This window comes from Streptomyces sp. GL_141 (assembly GCF_057834385.1).
Window position 1 is genome coordinate 879,325 of the sequence record NZ_CM174402.1, and the last position, 22,155, is coordinate 901,479.

Genomic DNA, 22,155 nt, shown 5'->3' on the forward strand with positions numbered 1-22,155 from the left:
GCTCTTGGTGCTCTTGGTGCTCAGCCCTTGAGGCCGCTGGTGGCGATGCCCGCGACGATGTAGCGCTGGGCGACCAGGAACATGACGACCAGGGGGACGATCGTCACGACGGCCCCGGCGAACAGGCCGGGCAGGTTGATGGTCTGCGAGGTGAGGAACGTCGACAGGGCGATCTGGGCCGTCCAGGCCGACGGGTCCTGTCCGATGACCAGGGGCCACAGGAAGGAGTTCCAGCTGTCGATGAACGCCAGCGCGCCGAGCGAGGCGAGCATCGCCCCCGAGTTGGGCAGGGCGATCCGGCGGTAGAGGCCGAACCAGCCGAGCCCGTCCAGCCGCCCGGCTTCTTCGATCTCGGCCGGGAACTGGAGGTAGAAGTTGCGGAACAGCAGGACGGCGAAGGGGTTGAACAGGCCGGGCGCGATGATGCCCCACAGCGTGTTCACGCCGCCCAGGGAGCCGACCACGACGAAGGTCGGCACGAAGGTCACCGAGCCGGGGATCATCAGGGTGGCGACCACCAGGCCGAGCAGGACGCCGCGTCCCGGTACGGGGATCCGGGCGAAGGCGTAGCCGGCGGCGGAGGCCAGGAGCGTGGAGACGGGCGCCGTGATGAGGGCGATCACGGTGGAGTTCCCCAGCGCCCGGCCCATGGACAGGGTCGGGTCGTCGAAGAGCGCGGAGAAGTTCTCGAAGTGCATCGTCGCCGGCCACCAGGCCCACTGCGGCGACGTGATGCCCCGGGCGTCCATCAGGGACCCCCGCAGCATCAGGTAGAAGGGCGTCAGGAAGGCCGTCGTCAGCAGGCCCACCAGCAGTCCGCGCGTACAGAGGCGCACCCCTGTGGTCAGTTTCGCCGCGGTCCTCATGGGCGGCTCACCCCTCGCTCCTGCCGAATCCGGTGAAGCGCCCCTGGATCAGGGTCACCCCGACGATGAGCGCGGTGAGTACGAAGGCTCCGGCCGATCCGAGTCCGTAGTCCTGACTGCCCATCGCGGTGTTGTACAGGTAGCCCAGCGGGGTCTGGACGGGGGCCGACCCGGTCCCGGAGAGACCGCTGTTGAAGAGGTTGTAGAACTCGTCGAAGGCCTGGAAGGCGGCGATGAAGAGCAGCATCAGCACGGCGACCGAGGTATTGCGCAGCATCGGCAGCGTGATCCGGCGCAGCAGCCGCAGGCCGGTCGCGCCGTCGAGGGCGGCGGCCTCGTAGAGCTCCTTGGGAATGCCCTGGAGTCCGGCCAGGAAGAGCACCATGTAGAAGCCGACCTGGAGCCAGAGCCGGAGGCTGACCAGCACGATCCAGTACAGCGGTGGTGAGGTGGTCTGCAGCCAGGGGACCGGGTCCATGCCGAACCAGCCGCCGAGGGTGTTGGCGATGCCGGAGGGGAGCCCGTTGAACAGGCACATCTTCCACAGGAGCGAGGCGGCGACGTAGGACACGGCCGCCGGGATGAGGAAGACGGTGCGCAGCACCGCCCGCCCGCGCCGGATCCGGTGGACCAGCAGGGCGAGCCCGAGGGAGGCGGCGAAGGTGACCGGCACGATGAAGGCGGTGAACAGCAGGATCTGGGTCAGTGAGCCGCGGAACGCCCCGTCGGAGAGCAGGGCCCGGTAGTTGTCCAGCCCCACCCACCGGCTGGGGACGATGGTGCCGCGCGCGTCGCTCAGGCTGAGCAGGAAGCTCCAGCCGATGGCGACGTACTTGAAGACGCCGAGGCCGATCAGCGTCGGAGCGGTGAGCAGCGCGAAGGCCAGCCAGCCGGAGCGGCCGGGGCGGGGGCGGCCCGTGCGGGGGCCGCCGGGGCGGGCCGCCCGCGCCGGGGACCGTCCGGGCGGTCCCGGCCGCCCGGACCGCCCTGTGGTTTCCGGTGCGGAGAGCATCAGCCGCGCTGCTTGTCGATGGCGCCCTGGGCCTGCCTCACCGCGTCCGCCAGGAGCTCGGCGGAGTTGCCCTGTCCGGCGGCTATCTTGGCGGCGGCCGCGCTGAAGGCGCTGCTCACCGCGGTGTCCCAGGTGCCCGGGTTGGACTTGCCGTACTTGGCGGCCAGTTCCACGGCCTCCTTGGCGGCTCCGTCGGCGAGCTTCGCGGCGCCCGCCGCCACGGACGTGCGGGGCGGGACGTGGAACCCGTAGCTCTCGGCCCAGTCCTTCTGCAGGTCCGTCTGCTGGATCCACAGCCACTGGACGAACTTCTTGGCGGCGTCCACGTTCTTGCCCTTGGCGTTGACGCAGCTGGTCCAGCCGCCGACGCGCACGACGGGGGTGCCCCCGGTCTTGAAGGCGGGCCAGGGCAGGACGCCGAAGTCCTCGCCCAGCGCGGTCTTGACGGCGGGCATGGCCCACAGGCCGCACCACTGCATGGGGACGACGTTCTGGTTGAGGGCGGACGGGTCCCACCAGTCGGTGGTGAAGCCGAGGAGCAGGGACTTGTCCTCGTGCAGCCGCCCCAGCCCGGTCAGGGCCTCCAGCGCCTGCGGGGAGCCGAAGGCCACCTTGCCGTCGGTCACCAGGTCGCCGCCGTTCGAGCGGACGGCGAGGATCGGGCTGTCGCCGAGCCCGTCGTTGCCGAGGAACAGGCCCTTGCCGGACTTGGTGGTGAGGGCCTTGGCCGCCGCGGCCAGCTCGTCGAAGGTGGTGGGCGGGGTGATTCCGGCCTGGGCCAGGACGCTCTTGCGGAAGTACAGCATCATGACGTCGTCGATCATCTTGACGCCGTAGAGCTTGCCGTCGACGCCCACACCGGCGATGGCGTTGTCGTTGAAGTCGGACTTGGCGCTGCCGTAGATCTCGTCGAGGGCGGCGATCTGGCCCCGGCGGGCCAGGCTCTCGCTGAAGTCGCCGATCTCGAAGACGTCGGGGGCGGCGTCGGTGAGCAGGGTCGCGTTGAGCTTGCTCGCGTAGTCGCCGGGGACCCAGGTGACCTTGACGGCGATGTCCGGGTGGGCCTTGGTGAAGGCGGTCGCGTAGCGCAGTGCGGCCTGCTGGGTGCCGGCCTCGCCGTACGCGTGGAACCAGACGTTCAGGGTGGTCTTCGCCTGGGTGGAGGACCCCGCGTTCGGGTCGGTGGTGCAGGCGGTGGTGACCACGGCTCCGGCGACGATCATCAGTGATCCGCCGAGAAAACGCCGTCGGCTAAGCTCGGTTCTGTGCGCGCTCATGTCGCATCCTTCCGTGAGGGTAGGCGGGATGTGGGTGTGTCCGGCCCCGGTCGGTGCCCTCCATCAGTGCTTGCCGGCAGTGAGGGGCACCGGCCGGGTGGGCCGGGTGCGGTACGGGTGCTGCGGTACGAGTGATGCCGTACGGGTGATGTCCGTACGAGTGGTGCTCCGCTACGGGAGTGCCGCGGCGGCCGTGCTCGGCGGGAACAGCGCCTGGACCGCCACCGCGGCGGCTCCGCGGGCCCACTCCTCCCAGGGGAGCGGGCGCAGGGACAGGGGGCACTTGACGGCGGCCCCGAAGGCGTGTGCCGCGTAGGCGTCCTTGATGTGCTGTCCGAACAGGTCGTAGGTACCGGCCCCCTCGCCGCTGACCACGACGCGTTCCGGGCCGACGAGGTTGACCAGGGTGGCGATGCCGACGCCGATCGCGCGGCCCGCCCGGGCGAAGGCCTCGCGGGCCACGGGGTCCCCGTCACGGGCCATGTCCACGGCCCGGTCGAAGCCGAGGTCGGCCACTCCGGTACCGCGGCGGACCGCTTCGAGGATCGCTCCGGTCGAGGCGATGGCCTCGACGCAGCCGACCGCGCCGCAGCGGCAGCGCGGACCGGCCGGGTCGACGGGGATGTGCCCCATCTCCCCGGCCACTCCGTAGGCGCCGGTCACCAGCTCTCCGTTGACGACGAGCGCGGAGCCGATGCCCGCGCCGATCGTGACCAGCGCGAAGTAGCCGGTGCCGACCCCCTCCCCGAACCAGTGCTCGGCGATGGTCAGTGCTTTGACGTCGTTCTCGACGGTGACCGTCAGACCGGTGGTGCCGGCCAGCGTCTCGGCGAGCGGTACGTCGCGCCAGCCGAGGCGGCCGGAGAAGCGGACCCGGCCGCCGCCACGGTCCACGTCCCCCGAGACCGCGATGCCGAGGTGCCGGGTGCGGTCCCGGAACGCGGTGTCGGTGTCGAGCAGTTCGTTGACCAGATCGGTCAACAACCCTGTCACAGCAGCGGGTTCATGGCTGCCGAGAGTCCGTTCGGCCGTGGCCCGGACCCGGGCCCGCAGGTCGCACACCACACCGAACAGCCGGTCGTCGCTGATCTTGACTCCGACGAAGAACTCCCGGTCCGGGGTGACGGCCAGCGGGTTGACCGGACGGCCGGCCCCGGGAGCGGTGCGCTCGGGCGGGAGTTCGTACAGGTACCCGTCGTCGATGAGCGGCCGCGCGGCCTTGGTGATGGCCGTCGAGGAGAGCCCGGTCCGGCGCGCGAGTTCCACCCGGCTGAGGGGGCCCTCGGCCAGGAGCAGGGCGAGGACCGCCGTTTCGGCCGGTGCGGAGACCAGGGGTGGCTGGGAGTGGTTTCGAAACACGGGTGCAACGTAGAGCAAATAAATAACTTCGTCCAGTATTGATTTTGACCCGGGGTCCGCCCTAGCCTCTGGCCAACTCCTTGCCCGTACACGGGCCTTCGACCTCAGGGGATCCCTTCGTGCCTGCCGCGCTCCCGCTCGCCACCTTCGACCCCGCTTCCGGCATCGCCGTGCTCCGCACTCCGAACAGCGCGTACGCCCTGCGCGTCGGCCCCGACGGCAGCCCGCGGCACCTGTATTGGGGCGCGCCGCTCGACACCGCCGCCCTGGCCCTGCTGCCGGAGGCCGCCTCCCCCGCCGCGAGCAGCTTCGAGGCCGGGGCCGCCGCGGACGAGCTGGCTCCGCAGACCGGGGCGCGGTTCGGACCGTCGGGCCTCCAGGTCCGCTTCGGCGACGGAACCACCGGCGCCCAGTGGGAGTTCGCCGGACACCGCATCGACGGCGGGGAACTGCGGCTGTTCCTCACGGACCGCCGCTACCCCCTGCGCACGGAGCTCTGCTATCGCGTCCGGCCGGGCAGTGACGTCGTCGAACGCTGGGTGGAGCTCACGCACACCGGAGCCGGAGCCGGAGCCGGATTCGAAGCCGGAGCCGGGACCGAAGCCGGAGCCGAGGCCGGTCCGATCACCGTCGACCGGCTGGACTCCGCCTCCTGGACGGCCCCGGCGCTCGCCGACTACCGGCTCAGCCACCTCACGGGCGGCTGGAACAGCGAGTTCCAGCTGCACCGCGACCGGCTTCCCGTCGCCGAGACCGTCCTGACCAGCCGGCGCGGGCTCACCGGCCACCACGCCAGCCCCTGGCTCGCCCTCGACGACGGCTCCGCGACCGAGGAGCAGGGCCAGGTGTGGAGCACCGCCCTCGCGTGGAGCGGCAGTTGGCGCATCACCCTGCACCGCGACGCGGTGGGCCGCACCACGTGGACGGGAGGCTTCGGCCACGAGGGACTGCGCTGGACCCTGGCACCGGGCGGGAGCCTGCACACCCCCGTGTTCGCCGGGCTCTACACCGGGCGCGGCTTCGGCGCGGCCAGCCGGGCCTGGCACGGCTACGTCGCGGACCACGTACTGCCGGATCCTGAGCGGGAGCGGCCCGTCCTCTACAACTCCTGGGAGGCCACCGGCTTCGACGTCGACCAGGCCGGCCAGATCAAGCTGGCCCACCTGGCCGCCGGACTCGGCGCCGAGCTGTTCGTCCTGGACGACGGCTGGTTCGGCGCACGGCGCGACGACCGGGCCGGGCTGGGCGACTGGACCCCGCGCCCCGAGGCCTTCCCCGACGGGCTGCGCCCCCTCGCCGACGAGGTCCACCGCCTCGGCATGACCTTCGGCCTGTGGGTGGAGCCCGAAATGGTCAACCGGGACAGCGCGTTGTACCGCACCCATCCGGACTGGGTCCTCCACTCCCCCACCCGGGAAGCGACCGAACTGCGCCATCAGCTGGTCCTGAACTTCGCCCGGCCCGAGGTCGAGGCCTGGGCCCACCGCACCCTGGACCGGCTCGTACGCGACCACGGGGTGGGCTGGCTCAAATGGGATGCCAACCGCCCCTTCACCGAGGCCGGCTGGGAGGGGAACCCCGATCCCGACCGGCTCTGGATCGACCACACCCGGGCCGTCTACCGCATCATGGACCGGCTGCGCGCGGACCACCCCGGCCTGCGCATCGAGGCGTGCGCGGGCGGTGGCGGGCGCGCCGACCTCGGCATCCTGGCCCGCACCGACCAGGCGTGGACCTCCGACAACACCGACCCCGTCGACCGGATCGCGATCCAGGACGGCTTCAGCCAGCTCTTCCCGGCCCGGACCATGGCCGCGTGGGTCACCGACAGCCCCAACCCGGCCACCGGCCGGCGCACTCCGCTCCGCTTCCGCTTCCACGTCGCCATGGCCGGTGCGCTCGGGCTCGGCGGGGACCTGACGGGCTGGTCCGCCGAGGAGCTCGACGAAGCCGCCGCGCTCGTGGCCCGGTACAAGCAGATCCGCCCCCTGGTCCAGTACGGGATCCAGCACCGCCTCCGGGGCGCGGGCGGGGTGACGGCCGTCCACTACGCCGCCGGGGACGGCGCCGAGCACGCCGTGCTCGTCTGGCGGCCGACGACCCGGTTCGGCCACCGGCCCGCCCCCCTCAAACTGCCCGCACTCGACACCGGCGCCCACTACCTGGACCCGGACCGGGACCAGGTGCACGGCGGCGCCGTCCTGGTCCACCGCGGCCTCGACCTCGAACTGCCCGCCGGGGACTACGCGAGCCGGCTGATCCGGCTGATCCGCATCACCCCCTGACCCTGCCGTACCGGCCACCGCGCCCGGACGCAGAGACCCGCACCCACCCACGGACACCTTGGACCGCACCATGCACACGCGACACGTTCTGGTCGTCGGCATCGACGGCGTACGGCTCGACCTGCTGCCGCAGCTCGACACCCCCCACCTCGACGAGATAGCCGAGGCGGGTTTCCTCGCTCCCGTCGAGATCGACGAGGCCACACCGACGATGTCCGGGCCGTGCTGGTCCACCATCGCCACCGGCGTCACCGTCGCCAAACACGGGGTGTGGGGCAACCGGCTCGACGGCAACCGGCTCGACGTCTTCCCCGACTTCACCACGCGGCTGGCACTCGAATGCGGGCGGCGGACCTTCGCGGCCGGCGGCTGGGCCCCCTTGTTCCTAGCCCAGCAGGGCGGCCCGCTCTTCACCGCCCCCAGCCGGCTGAGCTTCATCGCCCCGCGCGAGGACACGCCGGAGGCCTGGGAGGAGGCGGACGAGGCCGTGACCGCCGAAGCGGCGCACGTACTGGGCTCCGGGGAGGAGCTCCACGCCTCCTTCGTCTACCTCGGCGCCGTCGACGAGACCGCCCACTTCCTCGGCTGCGGCGAGGAGTACCGCCGGTCGATCGAGACGGCTGACCAGCGCCTGGGCCGCCTGGTCAAGGCCGTGCGCGACCGCCCGGGCCACCCCGGGGAGCAGTGGACGGTCATCGTGGTGACCGACCACGGGCACCGTGACGAGGGCGGCCACGGGGGACGCAGCGAGCTGGAGCGCACCGCCTGGGTGGCCGCGTGCGGGCCGGGGCTGGCCGCCGGCGTGGCTCCGCCGGCGGTCCGGCACACCGATGTCGCCGCCCACGTGTACGCGGCGCTGGGCATCGGCCCGGACGCCCACTGGACGCTGGACGGCATCCCCTTCACCGCCTGAAGGGGCGGGTGCCGGGCCCGGGGCCCGGGCAACGGACCAGGTCCGCGGCCCGGGCCCCGAGTTCGGCTTCGGGTCGGCTCCGGGCCCTTTCGGGCTCCGACTCCGACTCCGACTCCGGCTACAGCTACAGCTACAGCTCCAGCCGGCGGGCGCCCGCCGCCGGGGTGGCGGTGAGGAGACGCGGGAGCCGGTGGCCGGCCGCCGCGAAGGCGGCCGTGACGGAGCCGCCCACCGCGTCCTCGCGCCCCGCCTCCACCAGCGCGATGACGGAGCCGCCGAAGCCGCCTCCCGTCATCCGGGCACCGAGGGCCCCGGCGCCCAGCGCGGCCGTCACGGCGAGGTCGGTCTCCGGGCAGGAGACCCGGTAGTCGTCGCGGAGCGACGCGTGACCGGCCGTCAGGATCGGGCCGAGGGCGGCCGCGTCGCCCTCCCGGAGCCGGGCGACGGCCTCTTCGACCCGGTCGTTCTCGGTCACCACGTGACGCACCAGCGGTACGAGTTCCGCCGGGAGCTCGTCCAGCGCCCCCGCGAGGTCCCCGGCGGGCAGATCCCGCAGGGCCCGTAGCCCCAGCAGCCCGGCTGCCCGTTCACAGCCCGCGCGCAGGGCCGCGTACGCCCCGTCGCCCAGGTCGTGGGAGACCCGGGTGTCGATCACGAGCAGTCCGAGTCCCTGCCCCGGGAGGTCGAGGGGTACCTGCCGGTGGTGTTCCGGGGTGCGGGCGTCGAGGTGGAGGGCGGCCCCGGTGGTGCAGCACACGGAGGCCATCTGGTCCATGATCCCGCAGGGGACGCCCGCGAAGGCGTTCTCCGCCCGCTGGGCGATCCGGGCCAGTTCGGGCCCGGGCAGCCGCAGTCCGTACAGCCCGTCGTAGGCGACGGCCACCGCGCACTCCAGCGCGGCGGAGGAGGAGAGGCCCGCGCCGGTGGGCACCGTGCTGTCGAAGTGGAGGTCCGCGCCACCGACCGGGTGTCCCGCCTCGGCGAGGGCCCAGACCACTCCGGCCGGGTACGCGGCCCAGCCCGGCACGGCCCCGGGGGCCAGGTCCGCCACGGCCAGTTCGGTGATCCGGCCGTCGCCCTGCGCGCTGTGCAGCAGCAGCCGGCCGTCCGTACGGGCGCGGGCGGCCAGCAGGGTGGTCTGCGGGAGGGCGATGGGGAGGGCGAACCCGTCGTTGTAGTCGGTGTGTTCACCGATCAGGTTGACCCGGCCCGGCGCCGCCCAGACCCCGTCGGGAGAACCGCCGAGGAGCTTCGCGAAGGTGGCCGCGGCCTGCTCGGTCCGGCTCATGCCAGGGCCTCCCGCAGCCGTCGCGCGGCTGTCTCGGGGGCCACGTCGTTGATGAAGGCTTCCGTCCCGGACTCCGTCCCGGCGAGGAACTTGAGCTTGTCGGGAGTCCGCCGGATGGTGAACAGCTCCAGGTGCAGGGCCAGTTCCCCGCCGCGGGTACGGGGCGCCTGGTGCCATGCGGAGATGTACGGGGTGGGTGCAGGCCTTTCCGGCCGGCCCGTCTCCGCCTCCCTCTCCGTCTCCGTCTCCGTCTCCGTCTCCGTCTCCGGTACGGGGAACAGCCGGTCGAAGCGGCGCAGCAGGTCGAGGTAGACGGAGGGGAACTCGGCCCGCTCGGCTTCGGTGAGGCAGGTCAGGTCGCGGACCCGGCGGTGCGGATAGAGGTGGACCTCGTACGGCCAGCGGGCGGCGTACGGCACGAAGGCGGTCCAGTGTTCCCCGGCCGTGACCACCCGCTCGGTGGCGGCGCGGGCCCCGGAGAGGAGGTCCTCGAAGAGGTTGCGGCCGGTGGCGGCGCGGTGCGCCTCCGCGGCGGCCGTCATCTTGGCGGTGCGCGGCGTGACGAAGGGGAAGGCGTAGATCTGGCCGTGCGGGTGGGCGAGGGTCACCCCGATCTCGGCTCCCCGGTTCTCGAAGCAGTACACCTGCTCGACGCCGGGGAGCGCGGAGAGTTCGGCGGTGCGGTCGGTCCACGCGTCGAGGACCAGCCGGGCGGCGGCCGGGGTGAGGTCGGCGAAACCGGCGTCGTGGTCGGGGGTGAAGCAGACGACTTCGCAGCGTCCCGCCTCGCCCGCGAGGGAGGGGAAGCGGTTCTCGAAAACGGCCACCTCGTAGTCGGCGGCGGGGATCTCGCTGAGCCGCCCGTCCCGGGACGGGCAGAGCGGGCATTCGCCGGCGGGCGGGTGGTAGGTCCGGTTCTGGCGGTGGGAGGCGATGGTGATCCAGTCACCGGTGGCCTCGTCCCGGCGCAGTTCCGGCCGGCTGTCCACCGGATCCAGTGGGCGCAGGTCGGGCGCGTCGCGCACGGCACCTTCGTCGGTGTCGAAGTAGATCAGTTCGCGGCCGTCCGCGAGTTTCGCGAGGGTCTTCTTCACCTACCGAGAATAAACACTCTCGAACATTTTCCACCACCCCGTACCGAGGTTTCCCCCAGACTCAAACAACATGACCGTGTTATCTTGCTGCCTTCTGACCGGTTTCGCCGATTCCCGGGAGCGACCCGTGGCCGAGCAGGCTGCCCAACTGGCCCACCAGCGACGCGCTCTCATCCTTGACGCGGTCCGGCGCGAGGGCGCGGTACGGGTGGCGGACCTGGTCGGGCAGCTCGGTGTCTCGGACATGACCGTCCGCCGGGATCTGGACGCCCTCGCCCGGCGCGGCCTCGTCGAGAAGGTGCACGGCGGAGCCGTCGCCCCGGCCGGGGCGAGCGGGCACGAGCCCGGGTTCGAGGCCAAGTCGGACCTGGAGGGTGACGCCAAGGCCGCCATCGCGGACGCGGCCGCGACCCTGGTCGAACCGGGCAGCGTGGTCGCGGTCTCGGGCGGCACCACCGCGCACGCCGTCGCCACCCGGCTCCTCGGGGTCCCGCGGCTCACCATCGTCACCAACTCCCTCCCGGTGGCGGAACTGGTGTGGGCCGACGGCCGGGACCGCGGAGCCGGCGCCCCGGCCCTGCTGCTCACCGGCGGCTCCCCCACCCCCTCGGCCGCCCTGGTGGGGCCGCTCGCCGACCTGGCGATCGGCTCCCTCCACGTGGACCTGCTCTTCCTGGGCGCACACGGGGTGGCGCAGGGCGCCGGCCTGACCACCCCCAACCTCATGGAGGCCCAGACCAACCGCGCCCTGGTCGCCTCGGCGCGCCGGGTCGCCGTCGTGGCGGACCACAGCAAGTGGGGGGTGGTGGGGCTCAGTGGTTTCGCGGCGCTCCACCAGGCCGACTGGTTCATCACCGACGCCGGACTACCCGCTCCCGCCCGCGCCGCCCTCGCGGAGGAGGTGGGCGAACTCCTCGTCGCGGGCGCCGCGCAGGGCGAGGAGCCGCGCCGGGCGGCCGTCCGGGATGAAGCGAAGGAATGAAGGGCCTTCTCAGGACTTGCGCACCAGCAGGCCGATGGTCAGGCCGCTGACGGTTTCCGTGCCGAAGGGGGTGTACTTCGCGCGCAGCGCCGTCGCCTGGTCCTGGCGGACCTTCCCCAGCACGTCGGGGTTGTCGCCGGGCACCACCACCCAGATCCGGCTCTCTCCCCCGAGACACCGGACCGGCCGTGGACAGAGGGCCGGGAAGAGTTCGTTGTTCTCGGCTGCCGACGCGGCGAGGAACACCTCGCGCAGGTGCACCTTGGGCTTGAGGTAGTAGCGGACGCCCTGGTCCAGCATCCAGGGGGCGCCCCGCACGTAGACCACCGCATCCCCCGAGCGGTAGTACTTCTCGATGGTGCGCGCCGCTCCTGCGTAGTCCGCGGCATGCGGCACATCGTGTTCGAACGGGCTTCTGATCCTGCGCTGATCAGGCAGTACGAGCAGCGCGACCACGGTCAGGACCACGGAGACGGGCAGCCATGACCGGGTCGCTCCGGCGAGGCCCGCCCCCGCCAGCAGCGCCCAGGCCGGCACGGTGAACAGGGCGTACTGGTAGCGGAAGTAGGAGACGTCGCCGTGCGACGCCACCCACAGCACCAGCGGGGGCAGCACGGCGACGGTGGCGCAGAGCAGGACGTGGTCGAGCCGCTCCTGCCGAACGAGGGCTGCCAGGGTGACCACGACTCCGGCGCACAGACCGGAAGCGAACAGCTGGGGCCAGATCTCGACCAGGCCCCAGAGGTCCGGCTCCGGCAGCCAGAAGAGCTGGCGGGATGCCTGCGACCTGCCGAGCAGGACCACCGGCAGTACGCACACGGCGGCGGTCAGGACCGCGATGACGAAGGGCCACAGGACGCGGCCCTCACGGCGGGCCCGCAGGACCACCGCGGGAGCGTGACACAGCACGAGCGTGAGGGCGATCAGGTGCAGCAGCCCCAGGACGGCCGTGCACAGTGCGTACGCCGCCCACCGCGCCCATCTGCGGGACCCGTCCAGCGCCCTGAGCAGCAGCAGCGTCGCCAGGGTCGCGACGAGCATCACCAGGGCATAGCTGCGTGCCTCTTGGGCGAACCGGGTCGCCGCCGGAAGCAGCGCGAAGAGGAGGCCCGCGCACAGTCCGGCGCGCTGCCCGAAGAGCCGGCGTCCGATCAGGGTGACGAGGGCCGCCGTCGCGCTCACGGCCAGCACCGTGGGCATGCGCAGAGACACGTGCGAGTCCCCGAACACGGAGGTCCATCCGTGCATCAGGAAGTAGTAGGTGCCGTGTACCGCGTCCACGTTGTGCAGCAGGGCCAGGATCTGCCGTGGACTGCGCTTGCTCACGTCCCAGGTGACCAGCTCGTCGGTGCCCAGTTGCGTGCCGTCGATCCCGATGAGGGCCAGGAGCAACGCGGTCAGCGCGGGCCAGACCCACGCGGTGGCGGCCGTAGCTCCGGCGCCGCTCGGTGTTGTTCCCTCGGGCCGGGCCCCTTGTCGAGGGGGCCGCATAAGAATCGTCACGGACCACACGCATAGTCCCGGCGGCCCCCGCGCCGGCGCCTAGCCACGCCCGCGGTCGCGATCTTCACCCCGTTTGGGCCTGTGGTGAGGAGGCCACGGCTCTGGCGGAGGCGCTGAGCGGCCCCACCGGCACGCGGCCGGGGGCCGCCCCCGGCTCAGGCCCCGGGCTCCGCGGGGGCCGGTCCGGTGGTCGCCCGGATGACCAGCTCGGGGTCGAACAGCAGCTCCCCCGTGGGCACGTCCCGGTTGCTGACCAGCGCCAGTACGCTGCGCCCGACCTCCAGGGCCAGCCGGTCGGCGGGCTGGCGCACCGTGGTCAGGGGCGGGTCGGTGAACTCGGTGATGGACGAGCCGTCGTACCCCACGACCGATACGTCCCCGGGCACGGACCGTCCCTGCCTGCGGATGCCCCGGATCGCCCCGAGGGCCATGTAGTCGCTGGCGGCCACGATCGCGGTGGCGCCCAGGGCGAGGAGCGGGCCGACGGCGGCCTGGCCGCCCTCCACCGTGTAGGACTGCCGGATCACCCAGCGCTCCGGCTCCTCGATGCCCCGCTTGGCCATGGCCTCGAGGAAGCCGCGCACCCGGCGGTCCGCGGGCTGGTTGCCGGCCGGGCCGGAGGCCATCCCGATCCTGCGGTGGCCCAGCCGGTGGAGGTGGTCGACGGCCAGCTCCGCGGCGAGCGCGTCATCCGTCGAGAAGACCGGGGTCGCCACCCCGTCCGCGAACTCGCCGTTGATGCCCACGTACGGGACCCGGCGCTGGCGCAGCAGTTCGTACGTCTCGGTGTCGGCGCCCTCGACGGTGTTCGAGGCGGAGAGGAAGACGACGGCCGCGACGCCCTTGTCGACGAGCGCGGAGATGAAGTCGCGCTCCTGGACCCCGCCCGGGAAGGCCGGGCACAGGATGGTCTTGAGTCCGTGCGGGGCGAGCGCCGACTCGATGCGCTCGGCGACATCGGCGAAGAACGGATTGGACACGAACTCGGTGATCACCGCGACCAGTTGGCCCTGGGTCTGCCGTTCGTAGCCGACCTCCGCCATGGCCTGTTCGACCGCGTCCCGGGTCTTCTTCGACACGCCTTGGCGTCGGTTGATCACCCGGCTGACGGTCGCCTCGCTGACCTGGGCGCGAGCGGCGACCTCGGTGATCCCGACCTTCATCGCGGTCCTTCCGTGATCGTGAGCGATACCAGACCCCCGCGCGGCACCGCGAGCGAGCGTGCTCCCTCCGGCAGGTACGACGGCGGACCGTCCATGATACGGCCGTCCGGCCCGTGGACCACTCCCCGGACCGAGCCCCCGCCGCCCAGCACCTCCACCATCAACCGGTCCCGGTCCGAGCCGTTGACCAGGTCGAAGCGGCTGTACGCGGAGAAGTCCAGCGGGACGACCCGGTCCCCGTGCACGCTCAGCAGGCAGTGGTCCCCGGCGCTCGCCCGCACCAGCGGGTACAGCTCGTCGGGCCGGCCCGGCTCGACGTCCCCGTCCAGCAGCAGCTCCCGGTGCAGCCGCCACCGCCCCAGCCAGAACCCGACCGCCTCCCGGTGCGCCGTCGGCAGCCTGTCCAGGCGGACGGAGATCTGCGGCACCGCGTGCAGGGCCCCGATCAGCTGCCGGGCCACCACCGTCACGGGCGCCTCGGGCGACCACAGGAGCATGTCGGAGTGGACGGCCCCGCCGACGGCGAGCAGTGCGGTGTCCAGGGTGCGGACCCGGTTCGCGGTGGCGTCCGCGGGGCAGTCGAAGGAGCGCAACATGTTGCCGAAGGGGGCCATGCCGGGGCCGGTGTAGGGCTGGCGCAGTTCCAGCAGCACGCCGGGGCGTACGGATTCCAGGGCCGCGCGCAGTTCGGTCAGCAGGGTCACCATGGCGACTCCGACGTCGCCCGCGCCGTCGCCCGCGTACGCCATGGCCTGTTCGAGGAAGTCGAGCTTGAGTCCGTCGAGCCCGTACGCGCGGACCAGCCGGACGCAGAGCCCGACGACGTGCGCGCGCACCTCGGGCAGGCGGGGGTCGAGCACGTGCGCGCCGGGCACGCCGGACGGGGCGGGCGCGCAGGCGGCCCAGCGGTCGTGGCAGGCGGCTCCGGAGCCGAGCAGCAGGGGTGCGACCCAGGCGAGGTAGCTCAGCCCGTGGGCCCGGACCCGGGCCACGTGTCCGGCGAAGTCGGGGAACTTCGCCCGGTCCGGCTCCCAGTCCCCGCAGCCGGCATAGCCGCGTCCGTGGCCCCCTTCCTGCCAGCCGTCGTCGAGGATCAGTGCTCCGCAGCCGAGTCCGGCGGCGAGTTCGGCCTGGGTTTCGACGGCGGGGGCGCTGACGTCCTGGTTGAAGGCGTACCAGGTGGAGTAGACGGGGGTGCGGGCCGCGTCGGGCACCGGCGCCGGGGCGAGCTCGGCGGCGAACCAGGACCGCAGGGCCCGCATGGCCCGGGCCACGGAGGGTGCGCGGGGGGCGAGCAGGATCCGGTGGGCCTGCCGTGCGGCCGGCAGCCGGAGGTGGACGACGTGGGTGTCGTTCTCCTCGGAGACCCCGAAGCGGAGCTCCGCCTCGGGTACCGGGTCGGTCGCGGCGAAGGTGAGCAGGGTGGCGCCGCCGTGGTCGTAGAGGCAGCCGGCGGCGTGGCCGTCGACCAGCGAGACCCGGGAGCGGCCCTCCCAGTCGGCGAGGAGGGTGCGGCGCCAGCCGCCCTGCGGGTGCCAGTACCCGGCGGCGTCGCCGAGGGGCACGGAGAAGCGGATCTCGACGGGGGCGCCGTCGGCCCGTACCTCCAGCATCCGCAGCCCGCCGGGGAGTTCGGTCAGGGTCCAGGCCGGGTGGACGCCGGGGGCGTGGGCGAGGACGGCGAGCGAGACCCCGTCGAGCAGCGGTTCCTCGGGGGCGGGTGCGAGTCCCGCGGTGGTGACGGGATCGGCGGTGGTCACGGCGGCTGTCACGGCGCTGGTCGCGGCGCTGGTCACGGTCACTCCTTCACGGCGCCGGCGAGCAGGCCGGACACGAACTGGCGCTGGAGCGCGAGGAATACGAGGGCCATCGGGATCGCGGCGGCCGCGGTTCCGGCGAGGATCGCTCCGTAGTCGGTCTCGTCGAGGCCCTGGAGGGAGGCGAGGGCCACGGGGACGGTGAAGGTGGCGCTGTCGCGCAGGACGATCAGCGGCCAGACGAAGTCGTTCCACTGGTACAGGAAGAGGAAGATCGCCAGGGCGGCCAGCGCCGGTTTCATGGGCGGGAGCACCACCTTCCAGAACAGCCGCAGTTCGCCGCAGCCGTCCATGCGCCCCGAGTCGAGGAGTTCGTCGGGGAGCGCGGCCATCGACTGGCGCATCAGGAAGATGCCGAAGGGCAGGGCCAGGTTGGGCATGATCACGGCCTGGTACGTGCCCAGCCAGCGCAGTTCGGCCATCAGCTGGAAGAGCGGTACGAGGGTGACCTGGGCGGGGACCACGAGTCCGAGCATGAGCAGTCCGAACAGTGGTTCGCGGCCGCGGAAGCGGTACTTGGCGAAGCCGTAGCCGGCCAGCGTGCAGACGGCGCCCGCGCACAGGGTGTAGATCGCCGCGATGAGCAGGGAGTTGAGGAGCACCCGTCCGAACTGCGCGGTGTCCTGGAGGGTCTGGAGGTTCTCCGCCAGGTGGCCGCCGGGCAGCAGCGGGGGCGGGCTGTCGAAGATCTCCCCGGAGCTGTGCGTGGCGGCGACCACGAGCCAGTAGAAGGGGACCAGCACGGCGGCCAGGGCGATGGCCAGGCCGGAGGTGAGCAGGATGCTCCTGCCGCGGTGGCGGGCGGCGGTCATGACTTCTCCCCCAGGAAGCGGAACTGGATCACGCCGAGGATGCCGATGAGGACGGCGAGGGCGTAGGCGATGGCGGAGGCGTAGCCGAAGTCGAAGTATTTGAAGGCGTTCTGGTAGAGGTACACGCCGATGGTCAGCGTGGCGTTGTCCGGGCCGCCGCCGGTGAGCACGTACGGCTCGTCGAAGATCTGCAGGGTGCCGATGGTGGACAGCACCGTGGTGAGCAGGAGCGCGGGGCGCAGTCCCGGCAGGGTGACGTGGCGGAAGGAGTTCCAGGCGCCGGCCCCGTCCACGGACGCGGCGTCGTAGAGCTCGGCGGGCACGGACTGCAGGCGGGCGAGCAGGATCACCGCGTTGTAGCCGGTGTAGTGCCAGGTCAGCGCCAGGCCGAGGGAGACCTTCGCCCACAGGGGGTCGGTCAGCCACGGCGTCGGGTCCAGGCCGGCGAGCCCGGTGAGCCAGTTGACCAGGCCGTAGTCCTTGTTCAGCAGGACCGAGAAGACGATCCCGTAGGCGACGAGGCCGGTGACCATCGGCAGGAAGAACCCGAGCCGGAAGACGGCGCGGGCGCGCAGCGCGGTGGAGTCGAGGGCCACGGCGAGTCCGGTGGCGAGGGCCAGCATGGCCGGCACCTGGACGGCGAGGATCACCGCGGTGTTCTTCAGCGCGGTCCAGAACAGCGGATCGTGCAGCAGTCGCGTGTAGTTGTCCGCGCCGACGAACCGCTCGGTCCCGCCGACGGTCCGGTGGAGGCTGATCACGAAGGACCGGCCGATGGGGTAGAGCTTGAAGCCGGCGAAGAGGAGCAGCGCGGGCAGGACGAAGAGGTACGGGGCTGCGCGCCGGCGCGCCCGGGGGCGCCGGGCCCTCCCGCGCGCGGGGACGGCCCGGGCCTCGCGGCCGGTGAGCGCGGGGGAGGCGGCGGTCACCGGGAGACCTTGCGTCCGGTCTGCCGGCCGAGCTGGTCGGCGGCCTCCTTGAGGACCTTCGCCGGGTCGGCGCCGCTCAGCAGCACCTTGGACTGGGCGTCGGTGACCAGCTTGAGCGCCCGGGCGTAGTCGGCGGTGTAATTGAAGGCGGACGAGGGGGCCTTGAGTGCCTCCAGGAAGACCTCGCCCTTCTTCTGGCCGCCGAAGAAGGCGGACGGCTCGTGGAAGACGGCGTCCTCGTAGGCCTTCAGCAGGGCGGGGGCGATGCCCTTGCTCCGGTAGATCTTCACCTGGGAGGCCGGGCGGGTGAGGACGAACTCGACGAAGGACCAGGCGGCGGCCTGGTGCTTGCTGCTGCCCGCCACCGCGAGGTGGGTGGAGTTGACGGTGGCGGCGGTGGAGCCGCCGCGGCGCACGGCCGGGGGCAGCCTGACCTTCCACCGGCCCGCTTCCTGCGGCACCTGCTCCTCGATGATGCCGCCGAACCAGGTGGGCATCGGCAGGACGGCCGCGGTCCCCTGTTTCAGCGAGCTCATCAGGGCGTTCCAGCCGCCGGCGAGGTCGCTGACCAGGCCGGCGTCGTTCATCGTCTTGATGAGGGTCATGGCCTTCACGGCCTCCGGGGAGTCGAGCGTGATGTTCCCGGCGAGGTCGAAGTAGAAGGCGCCCTGGAGCTGGAGCAGCATCTGGAAGAAGTTGGCGGCGTCGGCCTGGGAGGCGGGCTTGTCGATGCCCAGCAGGTGGGCGCCGGTCTTCCCCTTGATCTCCTTGCCCGCCTCGATGGTCTCCTCCCAGGTCTGGAGGGCGCCGGCGTCGATCCCGGCCTTCTCGAAGAGGTCGGCCCGGTAGTAGAAGCCCGCCGAATTGGCCTCCCAGGGGAGGGCGTTGACCCGCTTGCCGTCGGGGGACACGGTCTGCCACATGCCCTGGGCGAACTCCTCCCGGTAGGCGTTCGCGCCGAGCGGGCCGAGGTCGGCGAGGCCGCCGGGGAACTTCTCCACGTAGCCGGGCAAGTAGTCGACGCCGATGTGCAGGACGTCGGCGAGCCCCTGCCCGCCGGCCGCGAGCCCGGTGGTGATCTTGTCCCAGATCGCCGGGTTGCCGATGTCCTCGACCGTCACCTCGATCCCGGGGTACTTCTTGTTGAACTCCGGTACGAGAGCCTTCATTTCGGCGGCGGGACCCTGCCAGGACCAGACGCTGATCCGGCCCTTCTCCTTCTCCCCCGTGGCCCCGCCCTGACCGCCGCCGCCTCCGGCGCCTTCCGCGCCCGTGCCCGAACAGGCGGCCAGGCCACCGAGCGATCCGGCCCCCGCGGCGACGGCCCCCATCGTCCGCAGCACTCTCCGACGTTCCAGTTCCATACCTGACCCACCCCTGCTCGCACCGTTGCGGAAGCCGACTGGCCAGGACTGTAGCCACGCCTTCTTCTCACTTGCAAGAGTTAGATGAAATCTTTCAGTTGGATCCCGCAACTGATTCTGGCAGGACCATTGCAAACTCTCAGAGCCGGTTGCTAGCGTGCCGCCCGCCCCGCCCTGCCCGTCCAGCCCGTCCAGCCCACACAAGGGAGACCCCGATGACGCGTTCCCGTGTGCCCCTCCTGTCCGCCCTCGCCCTGCTCCTCCCGCTCGCCCCGCTCACCTTCGGCGGCCCGGCCGCGGCGGCGGAGCCGGCGGCCGGCTCCGCACGCGCGTTCAGCCCCGCACCCGCTCCCGCACCGGCCTTGCTGACCGTCACGAACCCCGGCTTCGAACAGGGGCGTACCGGCTGGCGGTTCACCTCCGGAACCGGTGTCGCCACGAACTATCCGCACGGCGCGGCGCGGCTCGCGTACCTCGACGGCGGGGCGGGGAAGAAGGTGTCCCAGACCGTGACGGCCACGGGCCGGGGGACGTACGACATATCCGCCTGGATCGCGACGGGCGGGCCGAACGGCCGCTACACCGCCCGCGTGAACGGCGCGGTCGCCGCCGCGCTCACCCTGCCGAGCGCCTCGAACTACCGGCGCTACACGCTCAGTCGGATCTCCCTCGCCCCCGGCGACACCCTGGAGATCGCCTTCGAATCCGGGGACGCCTGGGTCAACGCCGACGACGTGATGCTCTCCCCGGCCTCCCCCGCGGACCCGCGGGTCAGCTCGTCCGACCCGAAGATCGTCGAGATGTTCGACTGGTCCAAGCGCAAGGCCAACAGCTGGGTCCACCTGCCGGGGACCCGGGGCCCGCTCAACGTGGACGAGAACCGCACCGCCGGCAGCGGCAACGGCACCTACGCCGCCTCCTACTGGGCCGGCTACGCCAACCGCAGCGGCTACTACTCGCGCGACATGGCCCACCAGCTGTCCGGGGCGGGCGTCCTCGCCCTGCACGCCGAGAACAAGTCGATGCTCCGCTCCTTCGCCGCGTCCGCAACCCCCGAGCACAAGTACTACCCGGCGTGGGCCTTCAACTTCGACACCTCGACCTACCTGTCGATCGACTACAAGAGCCCGACGAACTTCGTCCGCGAGGTGCCCGCCACCTTCGAGCTGGTGCAGAAGTCCGAGGAGGCGTACCGCTGGAGCGGGGACCGCGCCTACCTCGACGATCCGGCCCTGTGGGACTTCTACCGCCGCGCCACCGACGAGTTCGTCACCCTGCACGACGGACTCAAGGACAACGGCGCGGTCGAGGTGGCGGAAGGCACGGGCCAGGGCATCTTCCAGGGCACCGCCAGCTACAACGAGCAGAGCAGCGAGCCCCTCGCCGAGGCCGGCGACGCGATCGGCTCCCAGTACCAGGCGTACCTGGCGATGGCCTCGCTCGCCCGCTCCAAGGGGGACAGCGCCCTCGCCGACCGGTACGAGGCCAAGGCCCGGGACCTGAAGGCGTACTTCAACTCCACCTGGATCGGCTCCGGTTCGGGCTCGGCCATGGTGCGCGGCTACACCACGGACGGGCGCGCCCTGACCGGCTGGGGCAAGGAGAACAGCTGGTTCATGCCGATGAAGCAGATCATCGACCCCGGCCCCCGCCGGGAGGCCTACCTGGACTACATCGACCAGCAGGCCTCGGGTCCGGGCCGCCCCTCCAACATCGAGGCCCTCACCTACCTCCCCGACACGTTCTTCCGGAACAACCGCAACGACACCGGCTGGAAGTGGATGAAGGACGTCTACGACCACAAGGACGTCCAGCACGTGAACACCAAGCAGGGCACCAACGGGGACTATCCCGAGGTCTCCTTCACCCTGCTCGGCCAGACCGTCGAAGGCCTGCTGGGCGTCACCCCCGACGCCCCCTCACACACCCTGAGCACCCGGTCCCGGCTGCCCTCGGGCATGGAATGGCTGCGGATCGACGACCTCCGGATCGGTGACTCGACGTTCTCCCTGCGCCACGACGGGGCGGCGAAGTCCGCCCTCACGCACACGTCGGGCACCTCCCCCTACATCTGGGAGGCCCGCTTCCCCGGCACCTACGCCACCCTCACGGTCGACGGAGTGCCCCAGCCGGCGCGCACCAAGGTCCTGGACGGGGTGACGTACACCTACGCGACCCCGACCGTCACCCCGGGCAGCACGGTCACGGTCACCGTCCAGACCGGCTGACCCCGGACCGGCCTGCCGGCAGCCACCGTACGGCTACCGGCAGGCGGTCCGCGGTCGGCGGTCCGCGGTCGGTCAGCTCTGACGCAGGGGCGGCATCGGCAGCGGGATGGAGTAGGCGGTGGCGCCCGCACCCACCCCGCCCTCGCAGGTGTTCGGCGGCTGGGTGCCCGCACCCCGGGTCGAGGGCCTCTCGGCCGCCCAGAACATGTAGCCGAGCAGGCCGGCCGTGGTTCCCGCGCCGTGGGGAGCCGCGGTCTGGGTGAAGGAGCCGGTCGACTTCTGCAGGGAGTTCGCGAAGGCGGTGCACTCGGGCAGCGACTTCGTCTGGTCGCTGATGTAGAGCCCCGCGGTGAACTTGGCGGGCGCCAGCGGCAGGACGGGCGGCGAGTAGGTGGGCTTCCCGTCGAGGTGCTCCTGCCAGTTGGCGATCGCACTGGAGGCGGAGGGCTGACGGGCGGGGACCATCGCGTTGGCGTAGTCGAGCACCGGGGCGTCCGTACGCAGCCAGTCGGCGGTGGCCTTGCGGTTGATGCCGATCAGCCAGCGGTCACCGGCGGCGGTGTCGATGGTGAGCCGCGCGCGCTGGTCGGCTCCGGAGGCGTCGTACGGGTGGCGGGACCGGTAGGTGTCGATGAAGGTCTGCAGGCCGGCCAGGTCCGGGTCGGTGTTCTGCTCGTAGTCGATCTCGATGCCGACACCGAGCCGGGTCGCGGCGTCGGCGGCGTTCAGCCCGAGCTGCGCGGCGTTCTCGGCCAGCGCCGCGTCCCACTCGTCGGTGTAGGTGATGCCGCCGATCGAGAGCATCACGCGGATGCCGCGCGAGGTGAAGTACTGGACGATCTCCGGGGTGATCCCGCGCGGGAGACCGTCGACGGTGGTGGCGTCGTTCGTCCGGTGCAGCAGCTTGAGCGGTTCGACGAAGCTCAGGACGACCAGGTTGACGGAGGGGCGGCCGTCGCCGCGGTCGATGAGCCAGTGGTTCATCGAGTCGAACTCCGCGATGGTGCGGACGGTGCCCCAGGTGCACGCGTCGTTGCTGCAGTGCCAGGCACCGTAGACCTGCGGGCCGGTCGCCACGACGGCGGACGCCGCGGGGCCGGTCGCCGTCGCGGCGGGGACGGGGAGGAGCAGGGCGATGAGCAGGACGAGAACACCGAGCAGTCTGTGACGCATCAATGCCTCCGAGGAGGGAGCGGCCCGCGTGGGGGGTGGCGGCCGCCGCCAGGGTGTCAGGTACAGACCAACTCGACAAGAGCGGGAGCA

Annotated in this window: 17 protein-coding genes; 4 read left to right on the forward strand and 13 right to left on the reverse strand. The window is 72.1% G+C overall.

Features of this window, described 5'->3' with window-relative positions:
* Window positions 1–20: 20 nt before the first annotated feature.
* The 4 genes from AC3IX6_RS03830 to AC3IX6_RS03845 form a co-directional block, all read right to left on the reverse strand.
* On the reverse strand, window positions 21–866 hold the full coding sequence (locus AC3IX6_RS03830) for a carbohydrate ABC transporter permease (protein ID WP_489368797.1): 846 nt from the start codon (window positions 864–866) through the stop codon (window positions 21–23).
* A 7-nt stretch (window positions 867–873) separates the two neighbouring features.
* Entirely contained in the window at window positions 874–1,878 is a 1,005-nt protein-coding gene (locus AC3IX6_RS03835) for a carbohydrate ABC transporter permease (protein ID WP_489368798.1), read from the reverse strand.
* Window positions 1,878–3,155 carry an ABC transporter substrate-binding protein gene (locus AC3IX6_RS03840; RefSeq protein WP_489368799.1) on the reverse strand — a complete coding sequence of 426 codons (1,278 nt, stop codon included), beginning with the start codon at window positions 3,153–3,155 and terminating at the stop codon, window positions 1,878–1,880. The genes AC3IX6_RS03835 and AC3IX6_RS03840 overlap by 1 nt, the downstream gene beginning before the upstream one ends.
* Before the next feature lie 171 nt (window positions 3,156–3,326).
* The gene (locus AC3IX6_RS03845) at window positions 3,327–4,514 is read right to left on the reverse strand and encodes an ROK family protein (protein WP_489368800.1); all 1,188 of its coding nucleotides are present in this window, start codon (window positions 4,512–4,514) and stop codon (window positions 3,327–3,329) included.
* Between the two features lie 119 nt (window positions 4,515–4,633).
* Here AC3IX6_RS03845 and AC3IX6_RS03850 point away from each other — a divergent pair, with 119 nt between their 5' ends.
* Entirely contained in the window at window positions 4,634–6,799 is a 2,166-nt protein-coding gene (locus AC3IX6_RS03850; protein WP_489368802.1) for an alpha-galactosidase, read from the forward strand.
* 70 nt (window positions 6,800–6,869) lie between these two features.
* Window positions 6,870–7,712, forward strand: a complete 843-nt coding sequence (locus tag AC3IX6_RS03855; protein ID WP_489368803.1) for an alkaline phosphatase family protein — start codon at window positions 6,870–6,872, stop codon at window positions 7,710–7,712.
* A gap of 130 nt (window positions 7,713–7,842) precedes the next feature.
* On the opposite strand, the gene galK is transcribed toward AC3IX6_RS03855, so the two are convergent.
* Together galK and galT are read right to left on the reverse strand one after the other, a co-directional pair.
* Window positions 7,843–9,000 (reverse strand): galactokinase, encoded by a 1,158-nt coding sequence (galK, locus tag AC3IX6_RS03860; RefSeq protein WP_489368804.1) that lies wholly within the window; start codon window positions 8,998–9,000, stop codon window positions 7,843–7,845.
* Window positions 8,997–10,094 (reverse strand): galactose-1-phosphate uridylyltransferase, encoded by a 1,098-nt coding sequence (gene galT, locus AC3IX6_RS03865; RefSeq protein ID WP_489368805.1) that lies wholly within the window; start codon window positions 10,092–10,094, stop codon window positions 8,997–8,999. The genes galK and galT overlap by 4 nt, the downstream gene beginning before the upstream one ends.
* Before the next feature lie 127 nt (window positions 10,095–10,221).
* Here galT and AC3IX6_RS03870 point away from each other — a divergent pair, with 127 nt between their 5' ends.
* Window positions 10,222–11,076, forward strand: coding sequence for a DeoR/GlpR family DNA-binding transcription regulator (locus tag AC3IX6_RS03870; RefSeq protein WP_489368806.1), 855 nt, complete (start codon window positions 10,222–10,224; stop codon window positions 11,074–11,076).
* Between the two features lie 9 nt (window positions 11,077–11,085).
* On the opposite strand, the gene AC3IX6_RS03875 is transcribed toward AC3IX6_RS03870, so the two are convergent.
* The 6 genes from AC3IX6_RS03875 to AC3IX6_RS03900 all read right to left on the reverse strand — a co-directional run bounded on the left by AC3IX6_RS03875 (window position 11,086) and on the right by AC3IX6_RS03900 (window position 18,664).
* Window positions 11,086–12,468, reverse strand: a complete 1,383-nt coding sequence (locus tag AC3IX6_RS03875; RefSeq protein ID WP_489368807.1) for a glycosyltransferase family 39 protein — start codon at window positions 12,466–12,468, stop codon at window positions 11,086–11,088.
* A 266-nt stretch (window positions 12,469–12,734) separates the two neighbouring features.
* The gene (locus AC3IX6_RS03880; protein ID WP_489368808.1) at window positions 12,735–13,742 is read right to left on the reverse strand and encodes a LacI family DNA-binding transcriptional regulator; all 1,008 of its coding nucleotides are present in this window, start codon (window positions 13,740–13,742) and stop codon (window positions 12,735–12,737) included.
* Window positions 13,739–15,538 (reverse strand): glycoside hydrolase family 36 protein, encoded by a 1,800-nt coding sequence (locus AC3IX6_RS03885; RefSeq protein ID WP_489368809.1) that lies wholly within the window; start codon window positions 15,536–15,538, stop codon window positions 13,739–13,741. The genes AC3IX6_RS03880 and AC3IX6_RS03885 overlap by 4 nt, the downstream gene beginning before the upstream one ends.
* Before the next feature lie 2 nt (window positions 15,539–15,540).
* Window positions 15,541–16,371 carry a carbohydrate ABC transporter permease gene (locus tag AC3IX6_RS03890; RefSeq protein WP_489368810.1) on the reverse strand — a complete coding sequence of 277 codons (831 nt, stop codon included), beginning with the start codon at window positions 16,369–16,371 and terminating at the stop codon, window positions 15,541–15,543.
* Window positions 16,368–17,300, reverse strand: a complete 933-nt coding sequence (locus AC3IX6_RS03895) for a carbohydrate ABC transporter permease (RefSeq protein WP_489368811.1) — start codon at window positions 17,298–17,300, stop codon at window positions 16,368–16,370. Before AC3IX6_RS03895 ends, AC3IX6_RS03890 begins: the two co-directional genes overlap by 4 nt.
* The gene (locus tag AC3IX6_RS03900) at window positions 17,297–18,664 is read right to left on the reverse strand and encodes an ABC transporter substrate-binding protein (protein ID WP_489368812.1); all 1,368 of its coding nucleotides are present in this window, start codon (window positions 18,662–18,664) and stop codon (window positions 17,297–17,299) included. Before AC3IX6_RS03900 ends, AC3IX6_RS03895 begins: the two co-directional genes overlap by 4 nt.
* 215 nt (window positions 18,665–18,879) lie before the next feature.
* On the opposite strand from AC3IX6_RS03900, the gene AC3IX6_RS03905 reads away from it, so the two are divergent.
* Entirely contained in the window at window positions 18,880–20,892 is a 2,013-nt protein-coding gene (locus AC3IX6_RS03905; protein WP_489368813.1) for a carbohydrate-binding protein, read from the forward strand.
* A 72-nt stretch (window positions 20,893–20,964) separates the two neighbouring features.
* Here AC3IX6_RS03905 and AC3IX6_RS03910 read toward each other — a convergent pair whose 3' ends face one another.
* Complete coding sequence (locus AC3IX6_RS03910; protein ID WP_489368815.1) at window positions 20,965–22,065, reverse strand: glycoside hydrolase family 18 protein; 1,101 nt, start codon at window positions 22,063–22,065, stop codon at window positions 20,965–20,967.
* Window positions 22,066–22,155 lie beyond the last annotated feature (90 nt).

What these genes read in the sequence shown, in the direction of transcription:
- AC3IX6_RS03880 (WP_489368808.1), bottom strand. Translation starts at nt 13,742, where the DNA reads ATGAAGGTCGGGATCACCGAGGTCGCCGCTCGCGCCCAGGTCAGCGAG.
- AC3IX6_RS03910 (WP_489368815.1), bottom strand. Translation starts at nt 22,065, where the DNA reads ATGCGTCACAGACTGCTCGGTGTTCTCGTCCTGCTCATCGCCCTGCTC.
- AC3IX6_RS03855 (WP_489368803.1), top strand. Translation starts at nt 6,870, where the DNA reads ATGCACACGCGACACGTTCTGGTCGTCGGCATCGACGGCGTACGGCTC.
- AC3IX6_RS03900 (WP_489368812.1), bottom strand. Translation starts at nt 18,664, where the DNA reads ATGGAACTGGAACGTCGGAGAGTGCTGCGGACGATGGGGGCCGTCGCC.
- AC3IX6_RS03835 (WP_489368798.1), bottom strand. Translation starts at nt 1,878, where the DNA reads ATGCTCTCCGCACCGGAAACCACAGGGCGGTCCGGGCGGCCGGGACCG.
- AC3IX6_RS03905 (WP_489368813.1), top strand. Translation starts at nt 18,880, where the DNA reads ATGACGCGTTCCCGTGTGCCCCTCCTGTCCGCCCTCGCCCTGCTCCTC.
- AC3IX6_RS03840 (WP_489368799.1), bottom strand. Translation starts at nt 3,155, where the DNA reads ATGAGCGCGCACAGAACCGAGCTTAGCCGACGGCGTTTTCTCGGCGGA.
- galK (WP_489368804.1), bottom strand. Translation starts at nt 9,000, where the DNA reads ATGAGCCGGACCGAGCAGGCCGCGGCCACCTTCGCGAAGCTCCTCGGC.
- AC3IX6_RS03890 (WP_489368810.1), bottom strand. Translation starts at nt 16,371, where the DNA reads ATGACCGCCGCCCGCCACCGCGGCAGGAGCATCCTGCTCACCTCCGGC.
- AC3IX6_RS03830 (WP_489368797.1), bottom strand. Translation starts at nt 866, where the DNA reads ATGAGGACCGCGGCGAAACTGACCACAGGGGTGCGCCTCTGTACGCGC.